At 36.9% G+C, this 18,855-nt stretch carries 11 protein-coding genes, 1 tRNA gene and 1 pseudogene; all 13 read left to right on the top strand.

What is annotated here, in order from left to right; genetic code table 11:
* Positions 1-207 precede the first annotated feature (207 nt).
* The 13 genes and pseudogenes from AB3M96_RS14710 (at position 208) to AB3M96_RS14650 (ending at position 18,836) form a co-directional block, all read left to right on the top strand.
* Positions 208-3,102 carry a glycoside hydrolase family 3 protein gene (locus AB3M96_RS14710; RefSeq protein WP_412968385.1) on the top strand — a complete coding sequence of 965 codons (2,895 nt, stop codon included), beginning with the start codon at positions 208-210 and terminating at the stop codon, positions 3,100-3,102.
* 104 nt (positions 3,103-3,206) lie between these two features.
* Positions 3,207-5,654, top strand: coding sequence for a beta-glucosidase (locus tag AB3M96_RS14705; protein ID WP_412968384.1), 2,448 nt, complete (start codon positions 3,207-3,209; stop codon positions 5,652-5,654).
* 6 nt (positions 5,655-5,660) lie between these two features.
* Complete coding sequence (locus AB3M96_RS14700; RefSeq protein ID WP_412968383.1) at positions 5,661-6,293, top strand: hypothetical protein; 633 nt, start codon at positions 5,661-5,663, stop codon at positions 6,291-6,293.
* Between the two features lie 16 nt (positions 6,294-6,309).
* Complete coding sequence (locus AB3M96_RS14695) at positions 6,310-7,326, top strand: glycosyltransferase family 2 protein (protein ID WP_412968382.1); 1,017 nt, start codon at positions 6,310-6,312, stop codon at positions 7,324-7,326.
* Positions 7,327-7,432: 106 nt separating this feature from the next.
* Entirely contained in the window at positions 7,433-8,593 is a 1,161-nt protein-coding gene (glf, locus tag AB3M96_RS14690; RefSeq protein ID WP_412968381.1) for a UDP-galactopyranose mutase, read from the top strand.
* Positions 8,594-8,874: 281 nt separating this feature from the next.
* Entirely contained in the window at positions 8,875-12,984 is a 4,110-nt protein-coding gene (locus AB3M96_RS14685; RefSeq protein WP_412968380.1) for an endo-1,4-beta-xylanase, read from the top strand.
* A gap of 119 nt (positions 12,985-13,103) precedes the next feature.
* Positions 13,104-13,178 (top strand) — tRNA-Asn (locus tag AB3M96_RS14680).
* A 337-nt stretch (positions 13,179-13,515) separates the two neighbouring features.
* Positions 13,516-13,659: a hypothetical protein gene (locus AB3M96_RS14675; protein WP_412968379.1), complete on the top strand. Its 144-nt coding sequence runs from the start codon at positions 13,516-13,518 to the stop codon at positions 13,657-13,659.
* A gap of 130 nt (positions 13,660-13,789) precedes the next feature.
* Positions 13,790-14,425 carry an FMN-dependent NADH-azoreductase gene (locus tag AB3M96_RS14670; RefSeq protein WP_412968378.1) on the top strand — a complete coding sequence of 212 codons (636 nt, stop codon included), beginning with the start codon at positions 13,790-13,792 and terminating at the stop codon, positions 14,423-14,425.
* A 203-nt stretch (positions 14,426-14,628) separates the two neighbouring features.
* On the top strand, positions 14,629-16,362 hold the full coding sequence (locus tag AB3M96_RS14665) for a LytS/YhcK type 5TM receptor domain-containing protein (protein ID WP_412968377.1): 1,734 nt from the start codon (positions 14,629-14,631) through the stop codon (positions 16,360-16,362).
* 1 nt (position 16,363) lies between these two features.
* Positions 16,364-17,098, top strand: coding sequence for a LytR/AlgR family response regulator transcription factor (locus tag AB3M96_RS14660; protein ID WP_412968376.1), 735 nt, complete (start codon positions 16,364-16,366; stop codon positions 17,096-17,098).
* Between the two features lie 134 nt (positions 17,099-17,232).
* A pseudogene (locus tag AB3M96_RS14655) lies at positions 17,233-18,684 on the top strand (carbon starvation CstA family protein).
* A complete protein-coding gene (locus AB3M96_RS14650) occupies positions 18,684-18,836 on the top strand; it encodes a hypothetical protein (RefSeq protein WP_412968375.1) in 153 nt (50 codons plus the stop codon). Before AB3M96_RS14655 ends, AB3M96_RS14650 begins: the two are co-directional and overlap by 1 nt.
* Positions 18,837-18,855 lie beyond the last annotated feature (19 nt).

The following is an 18,855-nucleotide window of genomic DNA, read 5'->3' as shown; positions in this document are numbered from 1 at the left end:
TTGTAAAAGCAGTAGGGGAAGTTGAAACTATGATAGATCAAAAGAAAACGCTTTATCCCCTAAACATATTATTCACAGTCAGGAAAGAAGTTTATTTGTGAAAAATATGAGAGCGCTTTACACATGGCGAAAAGGAGGGTAAGTCTCAGAACTGCATTTACGAAAAACGTAAGCAATTATTTTAAACATTTTATGGGGGTTAACCATATGGCAAAGAAGAAAATGAGCAAGAAGAAGTTTCGTATTGTATGGAATTCCGTATTATCGTTACTACTTGTTATAGTGTTAGGTGCTAACGTCGCACTTTATTATTTCTCTGACGTTATTTCATCATATTTTTCAACAATCGATCTAGAAAGTGCAGAAGCTGTAAAAGCACGTGAAGCTTCAGAGCTAGTTGTTGAACAGATTGCAGATGAAGGTATTGTCCTTTTACAAAACAATGAAAACGCTTTGCCTTTAACTGAAAATACAAAAGTAAACGTATTTGGATGGAGCTTTACGAATCCAATTTACGGTGGTACTGGTTCAGGTGCATCTGATGCATCGAAAGCAGTTACACCAAAAGCTGGTCTTGAAGCAGCTGGTTTGGAAATTAATGAGGAATTATACAATGCTTATGTTGAAACAGGTCTTGAAAGACCACTTGTAGGAATGGATGGGCAAGACTGGTCGATTCCAGAACCAAAACCATCAGAATTTTACACAGATGAGTTAATGCAACAAGCAAAAGAGTATTCAGATGTAGCAGTTATTTTCCTTGCACGTTCAGGTGGAGAGGGTGCAGATCTTCCACGCAGTATGGATGGCCCAGACACATTTGACCCTGAGGGTGGTCCATTTGGTGCAACAGGTCAAAAATTTGGTAATGAAGATGATTTAGATGCAAGCAAACATTATCTAGAACTTACCAATAGAGAACAAGGCATGATTGATGCGGTAACAGAAAAATTTGATAACGTTATCCTGATTGTTAACAGTGCCAACACATTTGAACTTGGTTGGGTTGAAGAGTACGACCAAATTAAAAGTATCATGAATGTTGCAGGACCAGGACAAAATGGATTTAATGCATTAGGAAGAGTCCTTTCTGGTGAAGTTAGTCCATCTGGTAGAACAGTTGACCTATATACAAAAGATCTTCTAGATTCTCCTGCAATGGCTAACTTTGGTGACTTTGATTACGTAATTGAAAACGAAGATGGAACATATTCACAAGCAGTAGACTCAAGTAATGTTCTATTAAAATATGTTGATTATACAGAAGGTATTTATGTTGGATACCGTTTCTATGAAACTGCAGCTGCAGTAGGTGCAATAAATTATGAAGAAAAAGTCCAATTCCCATTTGGTTATGGCTTAAGCTATACAAGCTTTGAACAAGAAGTTGTAGAAGGAAGCTTAAATTGGACTGACACAGAAGTAACTGTTGATGTTGAGGTAACAAACACTGGTTCAGTAGAAGGAAAAGAAGTTGTTCAATTATACTTCTCAGCACCTTATACTGGAAAAATTGAAAAATCTTCAGTTGATTTAGTTGGGTTTGAAAAAACAGATGTAATTAAGCCGGGAGAAACAGAAACAGTAACGCTTACTTTTAAAGTTGAAGACATGGCTTCTTACGATGCTAATAAAGAGTACAGTGACACTGGTGCATACGTACTTGAAGCAGGCGAATACAAGGTAATGCTTATGAATAACTCTCATGATAAAATCGCAGACGTTGGATCTAAAGATCTTTCTGAAGTTGTCTATGATTCAGGACGTTCAACGGATAAGCAAGTAGCTGTGAATCAGTTTGATGATGAGGTAACTGGTGAAGGAAGTATATCAACATACCTTACAAGATCTGACGAATTTGCTGGTCTTGCAGATATTAATAAAACTGAGACATTTACAGTAACTACTGCCGATGGTGCTACTAAAGAAGTAAAAGGTAAAGTAGTAGACTCTGACTTTGTTAACTTAATTAATGGAATTCGCTACGATGTACCTGCTGATACAAACGATGCAGCACCTACAACAGGAGCTGATAATGGCAAAAAGCTTGAAGATTACGTTGGTGTTGACATCAATGATGAGTCTTGGAACGAATTACTTGACCAGCTATCAGTTGATGATTTAGTAAGTTTATCAACTTTAGGTGGATATAGAACAGTAGAAATAAAGTCTGTAGGAAAGCCTGCGACATTAGATTATGATGGACCTGCCGCAATTAATAATATGAATATGGCTGCGAACGGACAATCTGGTACTGCATTCCCTTCAGAAATAATGATTGCATCAACATGGAACCTAGAACTTGCAGAAGCGATGGGAGATCATATTGGAGCTGAAGCTACGGCATATGGAGTTGTTGGATGGTATGCTCCCGCGATGAACGTACATCGTACAGCATTCGCTGGAAGAAACTTTGAGTATTATTCAGAAGACGCAGTTCTTTCAGGTAAGATGGCAGCAGCAGTAACAAAAGGATTCCAAAGCCATGGTGGCTATGTATATATCAAACACTTTGCATTGAATGATCAGGAACAAAACCGTACTCTTGGTGTGTTAACTTGGAGTAATGAACAAGCAATCCGTGAAGTTTACTTAAAGCCATTTGAAATTGCTGTTAAAGAAGGCGGAGCAAAGGCTGTCATGTCTTCATTCAACAGTATCGGTAACAAATGGGCGGGTGCAGACGACGGTCTTCTTAAAGAAGTTCTACGTAATGAATGGGGCTTTGCTGGTCATGTTATTACAGACTTCTATATGAATGGTGGGGGTATAAATGCATATCCTTACATGAATGTTGAACTTGCTGTTCGTAACGGAAATGACTTAATGCTTACTGGTGCTGCACCAATGGGTGTACCAGAAGTAAATACTAGCAGCAACGATACATTGTGGGCATTAAGAGATTCTGCTCAAAATATTTTATACACTGTTGCAAACAGTGATGCAATTGAAGGTGGATTATCTACTGATACGCCTCAATGGATAGTTATTACAATTGTTATCGATGTTCTTCTAATACTAGGTATTGCTACTGGATTCTACTTTGTCTTCCGTAATAGCAAGAAAAGAGATGAAGAAGTAGAAAACTTGCAATCTGCATAACACTAAATTTCATACAACATCATGAGTGCACATTACTAAAAATAAGTGTTAGGCGGTACTTCAAATTAGTACCGCCTAATGCTACAAAAAAAGAGGAATCGAACATGAAGTACAAAGACTTGATTAAAAAGATGACATTGGAAGAAAAAGCATCCTTAATGTCAGGAAAAGATTTCTGGCAGACCATGGACATTGAACGCCTTGGAATCAATAGTATGTTTCTTGCCGATGGACCTCATGGAATAAGAAAACAAGCAGAAGCTGCGGACCACCTTGGCCTAAATGCAAGTATCCCTGCAACCTGTTTTCCAACTGCTGCAACAGTAGCAAATAGCTGGAATGAAGAACTCGGAGAAAAAATTGGTGATTATCTAGGAGTAGAAGCTGTTGCTCAAAAAGTTAACGTCCTACTTGGACCTGGGATCAATATGAAAAGAAACCCCTTGGCTGGAAGAAACTTTGAATATTTCAGTGAAGATCCATTTCTTGCTGGTAAAATGGCTGCCGGTATGATTAGAGGTATACAATCTCATGGTATATCTGCATGCGTTAAGCATTTTGCGGTAAACAATCAAGAAGAGCGACGTATGTCAATCGATACTGTTGTTGATGAACGAACGCTAAGAGAAATTTATTTGACTGCTTTTGAAATTGCCATTAAAGAAGGAAAAACAAAGACAGTTATGTCAGCTTATAATATGCTGAATGGCGCCTATACGAACGAAAATACACATTTAATGCGAGACATTTTACGCGATGAATGGAAGTATAATGGTGTGGTTGTGACGGATTGGGGCGGAAGCAATGATCGTGTTGCGGGATTAATCGCTGGCAATGAGTTAGAGATGCCGACAACTGCAGGAGAAACAAACGAAGAAATTATCCAAGCAATAAAGAGTGGAAGATTGAAAGAAGATGTACTAGATGAATGTGTTGACCGTTTACTTGATTTAATTTTCACAACTGAGGAAGTTTATGAAAGTCCTCAAAAGGATTTTAATAGAGAAGAACATCATGAAGTTGCTCAAAATGCTGCGGAAGAATCCATTGTACTATTGAAAAACGAAGGTAATATCTTGCCTTTGAAAAAGGAAAAAAAGGTTGCTATAATAGGAGACTTTGCACTAAGCGCACGTTATCAGGGTGCAGGTTCATCTATTGTAAATCCAACAATCCTTGAACATACCTTAGAATCTCTTGAAAAGTCTGGGATTACAAGCATTGGATTTGAACCTGGTTTTGAACGATATGGGAAAAGAAGTCAGAAAAAAATAGATCGTGCATGTGCTCTTGCAAAAGATGCAGATGTTGTTCTTTTATATATTGGTTTGGATGAAGCGACTGAAGCTGAGGGATTAGATCGAGACAATATGAAGATACCGGAAAACCAAATTGAGTTATTACATGCTTTGTATAACGTAAACTCAAATATTGTTGCGGTTCTTTCATGCGGGGCAGCAGTAGAAATGCCTTGGATTAACAAGGTGAAAGGTTTAGTACATGGATATCTAGCTGGACAGGCTGGAGCACGCGCAATTCTTAGCGTTTTGTCAGGTGATGTGAATCCGTCAGGTAAGCTTGCAGAAACATATCCACTTCGTTATGAGGATACACCTTCCTCTCATAACTTCCCTGGTAAAGAAGTTAGTGTGGAATACAGAGAGGGAATTTATATTGGTTACCGTTACTATGATACAGCAAATGTAAATGTACTGTTCCCATTTGGATATGGTTTAAGTTATACCACCTTCGAGTATTCGGATATTCAGGTTGCAAAGGATGGAGTAACATTCACTATTACAAATACCGGAAATATTGATGGTATGGAAGTAGCGCAGCTATATGTTGGAAGTAAATCAAAGGAAATCTTTAGACCAAAGAAGGAGCTAAAAGGATTTACTAAAGTGTTTATTCCTGCAGGTGAGTCAAAAACAGTTACAATTCATTTCGATGATAAAACGTTCCGTTATTTTAATGTGAAAACAAATAAATGGGAAATCGAATCAGCGAATTATGAGATTATGATTGGTTCATCAAGTGCCGATATTCGTCTAGTAGAGCCTCTTTATGTTGAAGGTACAGGAGCTCCACTTCCATATGAAAAGGCGGCTCTACCAAGCTATTATTCAGGAAAGGCGAACAATGTCAGTGTAGAGGAATTCGAAAAACTACTCGGACATAAGGTGCCTGTTGCAAAATGGGATAAAACAAAACCACTTGGATACAACGATACAATTGCACAATGTCAATACGCTAAGGGAGGATTTGCTCGCTTTGCATTCCATGCCATCACTTTTGCACATTGGTTTTTACGTAAGATCGGAAAGAGAAGCACTGCAAACCTAATCATGATGTCCGTTTATCATATGCCATTTAGAGGAGTTGCCAGAATGACTGGCGGAATCATTAATATGCCAATGCTAGATGGGGTCTTAATGATTGTAAATGGCCAATTCTTTAAAGGCTTAAAACATGTGTTAAAAGAAAGAAGCAAGTTGGTAAAAGTCGCAAAGGTAGAAAAAACCATAGCAGGTGCGACGAAGGAGATGTAAAATAGGATGAGCAACTTGAATATCAAAAATAATAAAATTGTTGCAGGAACAGCTAGTTTCTGGAATAATTACAAAGAAAAACACCCTAATATTGCGCAATTTCTAGTATTCTTTATGCTAAGTAACGGTATAACTGTGCTGCAACTAGTTTTAATGCCAGTCTTTAAAAGTATATTTGCGAAGACAGCATTAGTCACTACTAGTTTCCAAGTATTTCAGTTTGGCCATAATTTTGACGGTAGTCCTTACTTTGTATTTGATTATGCAGCTGGATCACTTGCATCTGGTGGTGGAGGCGGGCTTGCCTATTTCCTTGCAGTGCAAATTACAATTGGGATTGCACAGATTATTAACTTCTTTGCACAGAGAAGCATTACTTTCAAATCGAACAGTAATGTATGGAATGCTGCATTTTGGTATGTAATTGCGTATATCGTGATTACAATCGGCGCTGCAGCAGCTCAAGGATTTTATAAAGCTCCTATTTATAATTTATTAATGAATACATGGGGAATGGGTTCTGTTGGTGAAACAACAGCAGACGTTATTACAATGATTATTAACAGCGCAATTTCGTTCTGGGTATTCTTCCCAATCTTTAAAATTATTTTTAAACAAGAGCCAGAAAAACAGGCTTAGAAAAGGTAGAGTGAGTATGAAATTATTATCAGTAGTAATTCCTTGCTATAATTCAGAAGACTATATGAGATATTGCATAGAATCCCTTTTGCCAGGTGGGGAAAGTGTCGAGCTGCTGATAGTAAATGATGGCTCCGTTGATAAAACAGCTGAAATAGCAGATGAATATGCAAAAAGATATCCTACGATTGTCAAAGCAATCCATCAGGAAAATGGTGGCCACGGTGAAGCTGTAAATGCAGGTATCCGTCATGCAGCCGGCTTGTATCTCAAGGTAGTAGATAGTGATGACTGGGTAGATACAAGGGCATATCTCAAAATTTTAAAACAGTTAAATGATTTTGTTTTAGAAAAGAATGTAGTTGATATGGTTATCAGCAATTTTGTATATGAAAAAGAGGGCGCTAAGTATAAGAAAGTGATGAAGTATGAAAATGTACTTCCAATCGGAGAAATCTTTACTTGGGACGACATCAAACAGTTTCGTAAGGGTCAATACCTTTTAATGCATTCACTTATATATAGAACACAATTGCTGAAAGACTCAGAACTAGAGCTTCCAAAGCATACCTTTTATGTAGATAATCTATTCGTTTATGTTCCACTTGAGCATGTGAAGACAATGTATTATATCAATGTAGAGTTTTATAGATACTACATTGGCCGGGAAGATCAATCTGTTCATGAGAGTGTCATGATTAAGAGGATTGACCAACAAATAAAGGTAAATAAGCTGATGGTAGATACTGTTAAACTAGATCAAATACCCAATCCAAAGCTACGCCAGTATTTGCTTCATCATCTTGAAATTGTAACAGTGGTATCTGCTATTCTACTAATACGTTCAGGAACTCAAGAAAACCTTCGAAAGAAGAAGGAACTATGGAAGTATATTAAGAACAAAGATGAAGATTTATACCATGAAATACGTTATGGTATTATGGGTCAATTAATGAATTTACCTGGTCGACCAGGCCGAAGTATTTCAGTTGGTGCATACAAAATATCACAGCGGTTAGTTGGCTTTAATTAATCTAAATATGTAGCTTTCTATGAAAAACAAATCATAGAAAGCTATTTTTTTAGTGGGAAAGTTTCTAGTAAATTTATAGGTAATTGGATAAAATAAAACATTACTCATGACGAGAATAGATAAGTTCATTAGAGTTGGTACTTTAAAGGAGGTAAATGGTTTGAAGTACGATTATTTAGTAGTAGGTTCAGGATTGTTTGGTAGTACTTTTGCTTACGAAGCAGCCAAACGGGGAAAAAAAGTAAAGGTCATTGATAAGCGGGATCATATTGGCGGCAATATTTATACTGAAAACATTGAAGGCATAAATGTTCATACATATGGAGCACATATTTTTCATACAAATAACAAGGAAATTTGGGATTACGTCAATCAATTTGCTGAATTCAACCGGTATACGAATAGCCCGGTCGCTAATTATAAAGGTGAAATTTATAATCTCCCCTTTAACATGAATACATTTAATAAGCTATGGGGCGTCATCACACCAGAAGAGGCGAAAAACAAAATCGAAGAACAAAGAATAGCGGCAAATATTGAACAACCAAGGAATCTAGAAGAGCAAGCGATATCGTTAGTCGGTACTGATATATATGAGAAACTAATCAAAGGCTATACTGAAAAGCAGTGGGGACGAAAAGCTACAGAATTGCCTTCGTTTATTATTAAACGTCTTCCTGTTCGGTTTACATACGATAACAATTATTTTAACGACCGCTACCAGGGAATACCAATTGGTGGCTATACTCAGATCATAGAGAAAATGCTTTCTAGTGAACTGATTGATGTTGAGTTAAATAAAGACTTTTTCTTAAATAAGGAAGAATACATTAAAACATACCCAAGAATTGTATACACTGGAATGATTGATCAATTTTTTGGCTATAGATATGGTGAATTGGAATACCGTAGTTTACAATTTGAATCATCAATATTGGATCAAGAAAACTATCAAGGGAATGCTGTTGTGAATTATACAGATTCAGAAACACCATATACACGCATAATCGAACACAAACATTTTGAGTTTGGAAACCAGCCCAAAACGATGATAACAAAGGAGTTTCCAAAAACGTGGGAAAAAGGTGACGAACCTTACTATCCAGTAAATGACGATAAAAATAGTGAGAAATTTAGACAGTATCGAAAACTAGCCGAGGAACAGCCAAATGTTATTTTTGGTGGGCGATTAGGAATGTATCAATATTACGATATGCATCAAGTAATTGCTGCAGCCCTAGCTGTTGTGAAAAAGGAATTAAACTAAAATTAAAACATTGTTGTATGCCTGCTCCTAGTATATGAAGGGAGGAGGCACTTTTTATGCTTCCTATCTTACAACCATAATTACCTTCCAAAAGTTAAAAAATATTCCAATTCATCCTTAAAAATACAGCATATTTAATTTCTAAAGTACAATCTATAGTTTATCTAGTTAAAGCTCTTTTCTGACAATCTATAATAATAGATTGAGAGGAGGTTTGTTTGTAATAGAAATGTAAGCGCTTTACTTGTTATACCAATATCATTTTTGGGGGAATGTACCGAATGAGTAGGAAGTTCAAAAGATTTGTTTCATTACTTCTTGTAACCATTTTAGTGATCCCGACGAGTTGGGTTACACCGGTTGCAAAAGCGGCAACAACTGATGTTATTCCTGTAATTCTTTTTCACCGAATAGTTGAAACACCTACAAATGAATGGACGGATACAAGTATTAAAGAGTTTGAGAAGATGATGAAGTATTTGGATGAGAATGGCTATACTACATTGTCGGCAGAACAATATGTAAGTGTCATGGAAGGAAAGGTAGCGAAACCAGAAAAACCGATTCTATTAACTTTTGATGATGCTACACCAGATTTTGTTACAAACGCACTTCCAATATTAAAGAAATACAATATGAATTCAGTACTATTTGTCGTGAGTGACTGGATTGGAGCAGGTTTTAGCATGTCAACAGAACAGTTACAAAGCCTGACAACTGAGCCTTCCGTGAGTATTCAGAATCACACAAGAACACACGACGGAGTTATTTGGGGGACTGATGGCAGTAAAAGCAGTATCATAACTCAAGAACAAGCTGAAGATCAGATTATAGAAGCAAATAAATATATTAAGAGTATTTCAGGTAAAGACCCAATTTTAATGGCGTATCCATATGGAAGCTTTAATGAAATTTCAAAACAAGTAAACCAGGACAATGGTATAAAATACGCATTTAAAGTTGGATATCCTAATGGTGATAACTTCGCAATGGGACGTCATTATATTACAAATCAGACTGTAGCTCAGTTTGCAGCATTGATTGGTGGACCAGCACCAGCACCTGAACCTGAAGAGCAGCCAGAAATAGAAACTGTTTATCACGAAACGTTTGCTGATGGTGTGGGAAATGTGACACAAGCAGGGAATGCAAAGATAGAAGCAGTTTCTGAAGTACCGTTTGAAGGTAATGATGACGGAAAGGCTATTCATGTAAGTAACAGAGCAAACAACTGGGATGGCGTAGATATAAATTTTGACAATGTAGGTATGGAAAACGGCAAAACTTATACAATTACAGTCAAAGGTTATGTTGCTGATTCTGTGACTGTACCTACAGGTGCACAAGTTTTACTGCAGAATGTTGACAGTTACAATGGCTTATATGTACAAGGTGACTTTGCTGCAAATCAAACCTTTACTTTAACTGGCAAATATACAGTTGATACTAGTAAAGACAGAGGACTCCGCATTCAGTCTAATGATGTAGGGGCAACAGTTCCGTTTTACATAGGTGATATCCTTATTACAACGGAAAAAACAACAGCACCAGAAGTAGATAAAGAGATCTATCACGAAACTTTTGCTGGTGGTGTAGGAGTAGCAATACCATCAGGTGGTGCAAGTGTAGCTCCTGTCACTGAGAAGGTATTCGCTGGTAATGATGATGGAGCGGCTATTTATGTAAGTAACAGAGCGAATGACTACGATGCAGCTGATTTCAATTTCACTAACATTGGTTTAGAAAATGGTAAGACTTACAAAGTGACCGTGAAAGGTTATGTTGATGGTGATGCTACAATTCCTTCAGGTGGGCAGGTTGTTTTATCAACTGTATCTAGCTACACTTGGTTGACAAATGTAAACTTTGTAGCTGGAGAAGCATTCACATTAACAAAGGAGTTTACTGTTGATACTAGTAAGGATGAAAAACTACGTGTTCAATCTAATCCTGAAGGAAAAACGGTGCCTTTCTATATTGGCGATATCCTTATCACTGAAAAAGTAACTGGCGATGTAGAAGAACCAGAGGATCCAAGAGCGCCTGCTCAAGAATTCACACCAATCACATTTGAAGACGGAGAATTAGGTGGTTTTGAAGGTAGAGCGGGTACAGAAACTTTGACAGTGGTTGAAGTTGAGAATCATACAGTTGAAGGAACAAAAGCTCTAAAAGTTGAAAACAGAACAAATACATGGCATGGACCAGCACTACGTGTAGAGCAATTTGTTGACAAAGGTGCTGAATACAAAATTTCGGCTTGGGTTAAATTGATTTCTCCAGATAGTTCACAACTTCAGCTATCAACACAGGTTGGAGATGGTGATGGAGCAAGTTACAATAATCTTCAAGGGAAAACAATTAGCACAGCTGACGGTTGGGTTAAATTAGAAGGAATGTACCGTTATAGCAGTGTAGGTAATGAGTTTTTAACTATTTACGTAGAGAGCACAAACAACAGCACAGCTTCATTCTATATTGATGATATTACATTCGAAAAAACTGGCTCAGGACCAATTGAAGTTCAAGATTTAACACCAATAAAAGATGTCTATAAAGATGACTTCTTAATTGGTAGCGCAGTTTCTGCTAAAGAATTCGATGGTAATAGACTTAAGCTTCTTAACATGCATCACAATGTGGTAACTGCTGAAAATGCAATGAAACCAAGCTATGCATATAATGAGGCTGGAGAATTTGATTTTACTGCTGAAGATGAATTAGTTGCACAAGCAAAAGCGCAAAACCTAAAGATGGTTGGACACGTACTTGTTTGGCACCAACAATCAAATGAATCACTTCATACTGATGAGAATGGTAATCCTCTAAGTCGAGAGGAAGCACTTAAAAATCTTAAAGAGCATGTAAATACAGTAGTCACACATTTTGGTGACGATGTGATCTCTTGGGATGTTGTAAATGAAGCAATGAACGATAATCCATCTAACCCTACCGACTGGAAAGCATCTTTACGCCAATCAGGTTGGTTAAAGGCAATAGGAACGGACTACATCGAGCAGGCTTTCTTAGCAGCAAAAGAGGCACTAAAAGGTAAAGATGTTAAGCTTTATTACAATGATTACAATGATGATAATCAAAATAAGGCTGAAGCAATCTACCAGATGATTAAAGAAATTAATGATCGTTATGCAGCAGCCCATAATGGAGACCTTCTAATTGACGGAATGGGTATGCAATCTCACTATAATCTAAGCACAAACCCAGCAAATGTAAGACTTTCTTTAGAAAAGTTTAGCTCTGTAGTTGATGAAGTGAGTATTACTGAACTTGATGTAACAGCTGGAACAAACAATGAGCTTACTGAAAAACAAGCTAATGAGCAAGCATATCTATACGCTCAGTTGTTCCAAATTTACAAAGAGCACGCAGATGATATTGCACGTGTTACTATCTGGGGACTAGATGATGCAACCAGCTGGAGAGCTGCACAAAGTCCATTGCTTTTCGATAAGGACTTACAAGCAAAACCAGCATATTATGCTGTAATTGACCCAGAAAAATTCATAGCAGAATACGATCCTGAAGAAAAAGAAGTTAACCAAGGAACTGCATCATTTGGTACACCAGTAATTGATGGAAGTATAGATGATGTTTGGACTAATGCATCTGAACTCGAAGTTAATCGCTATCAAGCGGCATGGCAAGGGGCAAATGGTGTAGCTAAGACTCTTTGGGATGATGAAAACTTGTATGTGTTAATCCAAGTTAGTGATTCTCAACTTGATAAGTCAAGCCAAAATCCATGGGAACAAGATTCAGTCGAAGTATTTGTTGACGAAAACAATGCGAAATCGTCATTCTACCAAGAAGACGATGGACAGTACCGAGTAAACTTTGACAACGAATCTTCATTTAACCCTGGAAGTATTTCAGAAGGCTTTGAATCCGCAACACATGTTTCGGGCAATGGATACGCAGTGGAATTAAAGATTCCGTTTAAAACCGTTACTCCAGAAATGGAAGCAAAAATTGGCTTTGATGTACAGATTAATGATGGCCAAGACGGTATTCGCCAAAGTGCTGCAACATGGAACGATCTAACTGGAACAGGTTACCAAGATACATCTGTGTTTGGTGAGTTAACACTTGTAAAAGCAGATACTCAAAATCCAGACCCAGAAAAACCAGGTACAGAAGACCCTGAAAATCCAGGTAAAGATGACCCTGAAAAACCAGGAACAGAAAAGCCTGAAAAACCAGATACAGAAAAACCAGAAAAACCTGAGAAAGAAAATCCAAAAACTGACAATGGTAAGGTCTTACCAAAGACTGCAACAAATACATTTAATTTGTTCGGTATAGGTGCACTTATGCTGTTAGTTGGTATAGGATTCATCCTATTTACCAGAAAGAGATTAGCAAAATCATAATTTTGTTATGAGAGAAGAGGCTGACATAAAATATGTTAGCCTCTTCATTTTCTAAATCAAAAAATGTCTCTAAGAATGAATAAAACCTTTTATATGTTGTTACACTATATTTATGTTATTCCGCAGTAGCTCAGTGGTAGAGCTATCGGCTGTTAACCGATCGGTCGCAGGTTCGAGTCCTGCCTGCGGAGCCACTTCTAAAAAAAGTAATTATTTTATCATAAATTCAAGGGTTGGATACATACAAAAAATGTATCCGACTTTTTTTGCAGCTAGGAAAGTATAAAATTCTTTCCTAGCTGCATAAGTGCAACTACGGCTCTGCTGTCGTCTAAAGGCTCGGCAATCGCCGAGTTTTCTAATTCACCATAAAAATACAGGAAATGGCTCTTGCTATTCTACTCTTACTTCCAGTTGTCAATAGTAAATAAGCACTTGTAAAAATTATTTCACAAAATCATTAAAAACGCTTTCATTAGGGATAAATAACTAGTACAATAGTAGTGTAAACTATCAATCAGGGGTGATTGTATGGAAAACAAACCGTTACATTATGATGGAAGTCAAAGTATTGATGGTTCAAGCGTTGCGTCTCAAAGTGAACAATTCAAAATCACGGATGAGATGAGAGCTAACATTAGTGGAAATCCTTATTTCATTACTGAAGAGGAATAATAGTATGGGGATGGGTGTCTCAATTGTGAGATGCCTTTTTTATTTTGGTAAAATAATTTCCCTTAAAGTATAATCTAGAACTTTTCTTCAAAACCTATACAGAAAAATTAGAATAGAGAGGAAGAGCATAATGACCCAAGTATTATATATTACTGCTCACCCGCACGATGACACAATGTCTTATAGTATGGCAGTGGGAAAAGCATTTATTGATACCTATAAAGAAGTACATCCTGACCATGAAATTGTAACAATCGATTTATATAGGGAGAACATTCCACAAATTGATGTAGATGTTTTTAATGGGTGGGGAAAGCTTCGCTCAGGGCAATCATTTGATCAACTATCAGGTGAGGAAAAAGAAAAAGTAAGTCGTCTTTCAGAATTATCCGAGCAGTTTATTGCTGCAGATAAATACGTATTTGTTACGCCACTTTGGAATTTCTCGTTTCCTCCGGTAATGAAAGCATATATCGATTCCATTGCTGTTGCTGGCAAAACCTTTAAGTATACAGAACAAGGACCAGTTGGTTTATTGACTGATAAGAAAGCATTACATATACAAGCACGGGGTGGGATTTATTCAGAAGGTCCTGCTGCAGCAATGGAAATGGGACATAGATATTTAGATATTATCATGCAATTCTTTGGAGTTCCTTCATTCGAAGGGCTCTTCGTGGAAGGTCACAACGCATTGCCGGATAAAGCTGAGCAAATAAAAGAAGATGCGATTGCACGTGCAAAAGACATGGCACATACGTTTTAATTCCGAGAACCAACATTGTGTTGGTTCTATTTAGTTTGCAAAAATGCAGAATTCATTTTACCAAAAGGATTTACCCAAGCAGTAAACATACAACCTAAAAAAAATACACTAAATTCGTAGATTTTACCTTAAAATAGAAATAGAGATAGTTTTTATTCAATCAATCAAATTCAGCTAGTAGATTTATTTAAAAGGGGATCTATATGTTTGAACTATTAATTACAATGGTAGAGCGGTTAGGAATACTAGTAACAATAGCTTTTATACTAACTAGATTTAAATTTTTCAGAGTTATGGTCTATCAAAAAGAGCTCAAAAGCTATCAGAAAGTCATTGCGATCATTTTCTTTGGGTTCTTCGGTATTATCGGCACATATACTGGACTCAGCCTAAGTACAGAAAGCTTTCAATTTAGTCGTTGGGCTCATGACCTTGCAGCGGATGAGGCAATTGCTAACTCCAGAGTGATTGGTGTTGTGTTAGCGGGATTGCTGGGCGGTTACAAAGTGGGGATTGGTGCAGGTCTAATAGCAGGAATTCACCGTTATACGTTAGGAGGCTTTACGGCTTTTTCGTGTGGCTTTGCCTCTATTATTGCAGGAATCCTTTCAGGATATTTTCATAAAAGGGGAAACCTGAATCTAAACTCCACCTTTTTAATTGCTGCATTAGCTGAAGCAATTCAGATGCTGATTATTTTAATTTTTTCTCGCCCATTCGACCAGGCGTGGGCTTTGGTTAATATAATTGGTATACCGATGATTGTTGCGAATGGTCTTGGATGTGCACTCTTCTTCCTGATCATTAAGAGTGTGATAAACGAAGAGGAGAAAGTAGGAGCAGTGCAAGCACAGAAAACTCTTCGTATTGCAGATAAGACGCTTGCCTATTTAAGAAATGGGTTAAATTCAGAAACAGCAAATGCAGTGTGTCAAATCATCTATGATGAAATTGATGCAAAAGCAGTTACGATAACAAATGCAACTCATATATTAGCACATGTAGGAGTAGGACATGACCATCACCGAGCAAATATTCCAATACAAACGCAAATCACTTTAGATGCGATTAAGAGGGGAGAAATCATAGTTGCTTCTAAAGACTTAATCCATTGTAGGGTTAAAGATTGTCCTCTAAGTGTTGCTGTTATTGCTCCTTTAAAACAACGTGGAGAAACAATTGGTACCTTAAAGTTTTATTTTAAACATGAAAAAGAGATTACCCCTGTTGTGATGGAATTGATAACGGGACTAAGTTCACTTTTAAGTAACCAACTAGAGATTGCCGAGACAGACAAAGCATATCAACTGGCAAAAGATGCAGAAATAAAAGCGTTACAGGCACAAATAAGCCCGCATTTTCTCTTTAACTCTCTCAATACAATTCTTTCTTTAGTGCGTGTTAATCCAGATAAAGCACGAAAACTACTTGTATCGTTATCCCATTTTTTACGTCAAAATCTTTCTGGAACTACTAAAAATGTAGCATCACTTGAGCAAGAATTACAGCATGTAAAAGCATATCTAGAAATCGAAGAAACAAGATTTGAAGATAAGCTTAAAATAACGTACGAGATTGAAAATGATGTATTAAAACAGCAAATTCCACCTCTTACTTTACAACCGATTGTTGAAAATGCCATTAAGCATGGAATGAAGGATAGAGTTGGAGATTTTTGGGTAACTATTTCAATAAGCAGACAGGAAAACAACATCTTTGTAAAGGTAAAAGATAATGGGAATGGGATGACTACTCAACGTATCCAACAAATTTGCGTTGCTCCAATTGAGTCGGAACTTGGTAGTGGTGTAGCTTTATATAATGTGAACCGAAGATTAACCATTTTATATGGTGAGGAATCTGCGTTGAGAATTAAGAGTGAAGTTAACAAGGGTACCGAAATTGCATTTATGATCCCTTATGCGGAGGTTGTTTAAATTGGTAGAAGCTATTAGAACATTACTTGTAGATGATGAACCATATAGTAGAGATGAACTCAAACATTTATTAAGTTTCTATCCTTCCATCCAGGTTGTTGGAGAAGCAGATTCAGGGGAATCAGCCATTATGAAAGCAATTCAGCTTAGCCCGGATCTTGTCTTTTTAGATGTCGAAATGCCTAAAATGAATGGGATGATTGTTGCAAAATCATTGATGGAGTTAAAAAAAGTTCCATCAATCGTATTTGCAACAGCTTATCCAGAATTTGCTGTTGAAGCTTTTCGTTATAATGCAATTGATTATTTACTGAAACCATATGATGAGAATCAACTGAAAGAAACGATTAAACGTGTAGAGGTGCATCTAGGTGGTGTTTATCATGAGGCAGTTTCAATAAAAGCAACAGGGAAGCTGGCAATCGACTTAGAAGGTGAGATTATTTACTTAGATCCAATGGACCTTTTGTATATTTCTCGTGATGATAAAGCGACAAAACTCGTAACTAAAATGGGAGAGTATAACACAAAGACACAACTTAAAGAACTGGAAAGTAGACTTGAGTCGTTTGGTTTTTTTCGAATTCATAAGAGTTTCCTAGTAAATTTAAAATATGTAACACGTCTAACTCCTTGGTTTAATGGAGCATATCAGTTAGAGATAGAAGGAAGAGATGAGCAATTATCTGTTAGTAGAAATTATGTAAAAGCACTTCGAAGTAAATTAGAAATTTGATTCAAGTTTTGCATCTTAATCTAGTTTTTTAGCATGTTAACCTCCCTTTTCTACATGTTAGTTTAATATTCACAAAATGTTCAATTGTTTATCTATACTAAATGTAAACGTATACATTTTAGAGGGGGAGAAAAATGATTACATTCTTAGTTTCTATTGCACTATTAATCGTAGGTTATTTTACGTATGGTAAGTTTGTAGAAAAAGTGTTTGGGGTAAAGGAAGAGAGAGCTACTCCTGCTTATGTGAATAGTGATGGTGTTGACTATATCCCAATGAGTACTCCAAAAAACTCTTTAATTCAGCTATTAAACATAGCTGGAACAGGTCCGGTATTCGGGCCAATTATGGGAGCGCTTTATGGACCTGTAGCATTTATTTGGATTGTTGTTGGCTGTATATTTGCCGGGGCTGTTCATGATTATCTCACAGGTATGATTTCCATTCGTAACAAGGGTGCTCATTTACCAGAGTTAGCTACAAAGTTTCTAGGTAAAGGCATGAAGCATGTTGTAAACGCTTTTGCAGTTTTACTACTTTTATTAGTTGGTACAGTTTTCGTTTCAACTCCTGCTAGTCTTCTTAACTTATTATTGGACGGTAAAGTTGCAATTGGTATTCTTATAGCAGCAATTTTCGTTTATTATATTTTAGCAACACTTTTACCAGTGGATAAAATTATTGGTCGCTTATATCCATACTTTGGAGCAATCCTTTTAATCAGTGCCTTAGGGGTAGGTATTGGATTAATCGTGAAGGGTGCACCTATTCCTGAACTTTCATTCCAAAATTTCCATCCTGCTAACGCACCTATCTTTCCATTAATCTTTTTCACAATTACTTGTGGTGCTCTTTCAGGATTCCATGCTACACAAACGCCAATTATTTCTCGTACGACTCAAAAAGAGAGCCAAGGTAGAAAAATTTTCTACGGTATGATGATTGCAGAAGGAATTATTGCAATGATCTGGGCTGCTGCAGCAATGAGCTTATTTGATGGCTATAATGGTCTAAGTGACTTACTAGCAGCTGGTGGACCTGGTGCAATTGTAAGTGAAGTTTCTACGTTAATGCTTGGTGCTATCGGTGGAACACTAGCAGTACTTGGTGTAATTGTACTACCAATTACTTCAGGGGACACAGCTTTCCGTAGTGCACGTATGATTATTGCAGAGTACTTAAACATTGCACAAAAGAAAATGTCAAGTCGTCTTTGGATCGCGATTCCATTGTTTGCAATTTCTGTTGTTCTTACTCAAATAGATTTTAACATCCTTTGAAGATATTTCAGCTGGGCTAACCAAGCAACAGCAATGATTGCATTGTTTGTAGGTGCAATGTATCTTTATATCGCTAAAAAGAATTACTGGATTGCACTTATTCCAGGGGCATTCATCCTTCTTATGGTTATTACGTACATCTTAAATGCTCAAATTGGTTTCCGTCTACCAATGAATATTGCATGGTATGGTGGATATATTGGTACAGCGCTTATTTTAGTATTATTCTTCAGAGCTGCTAAAAAGCAACGTGCGAATAATATACCTCTTGAAGAAGATATTTCGAACTATAATAGAGTTGCCTAATGGGCGTCTGTAGTCCTGAATATCGTAAGGTAGTCGAAGCACAGGAAAAAAGGGTAAATCAGAATAAAAGGGATACTGTATCCCTAATTGTGAAGCTCATTGCAGTAATCACTACTGTAGGTGCAATTGTTACCTTTTTCCTTATAAAATGATAAAAAGTGTACGCAAATT

It is taken from the genome of Ferdinandcohnia jepli, assembly GCF_047246645.1.
GTDB lineage: Bacteria > Bacillota > Bacilli > Bacillales > Bacillaceae_L > Ferdinandcohnia.
Note: the sequence above shows the minus strand (reverse complement) of the source record. Positions and strands in the feature narration are given on the sequence as shown.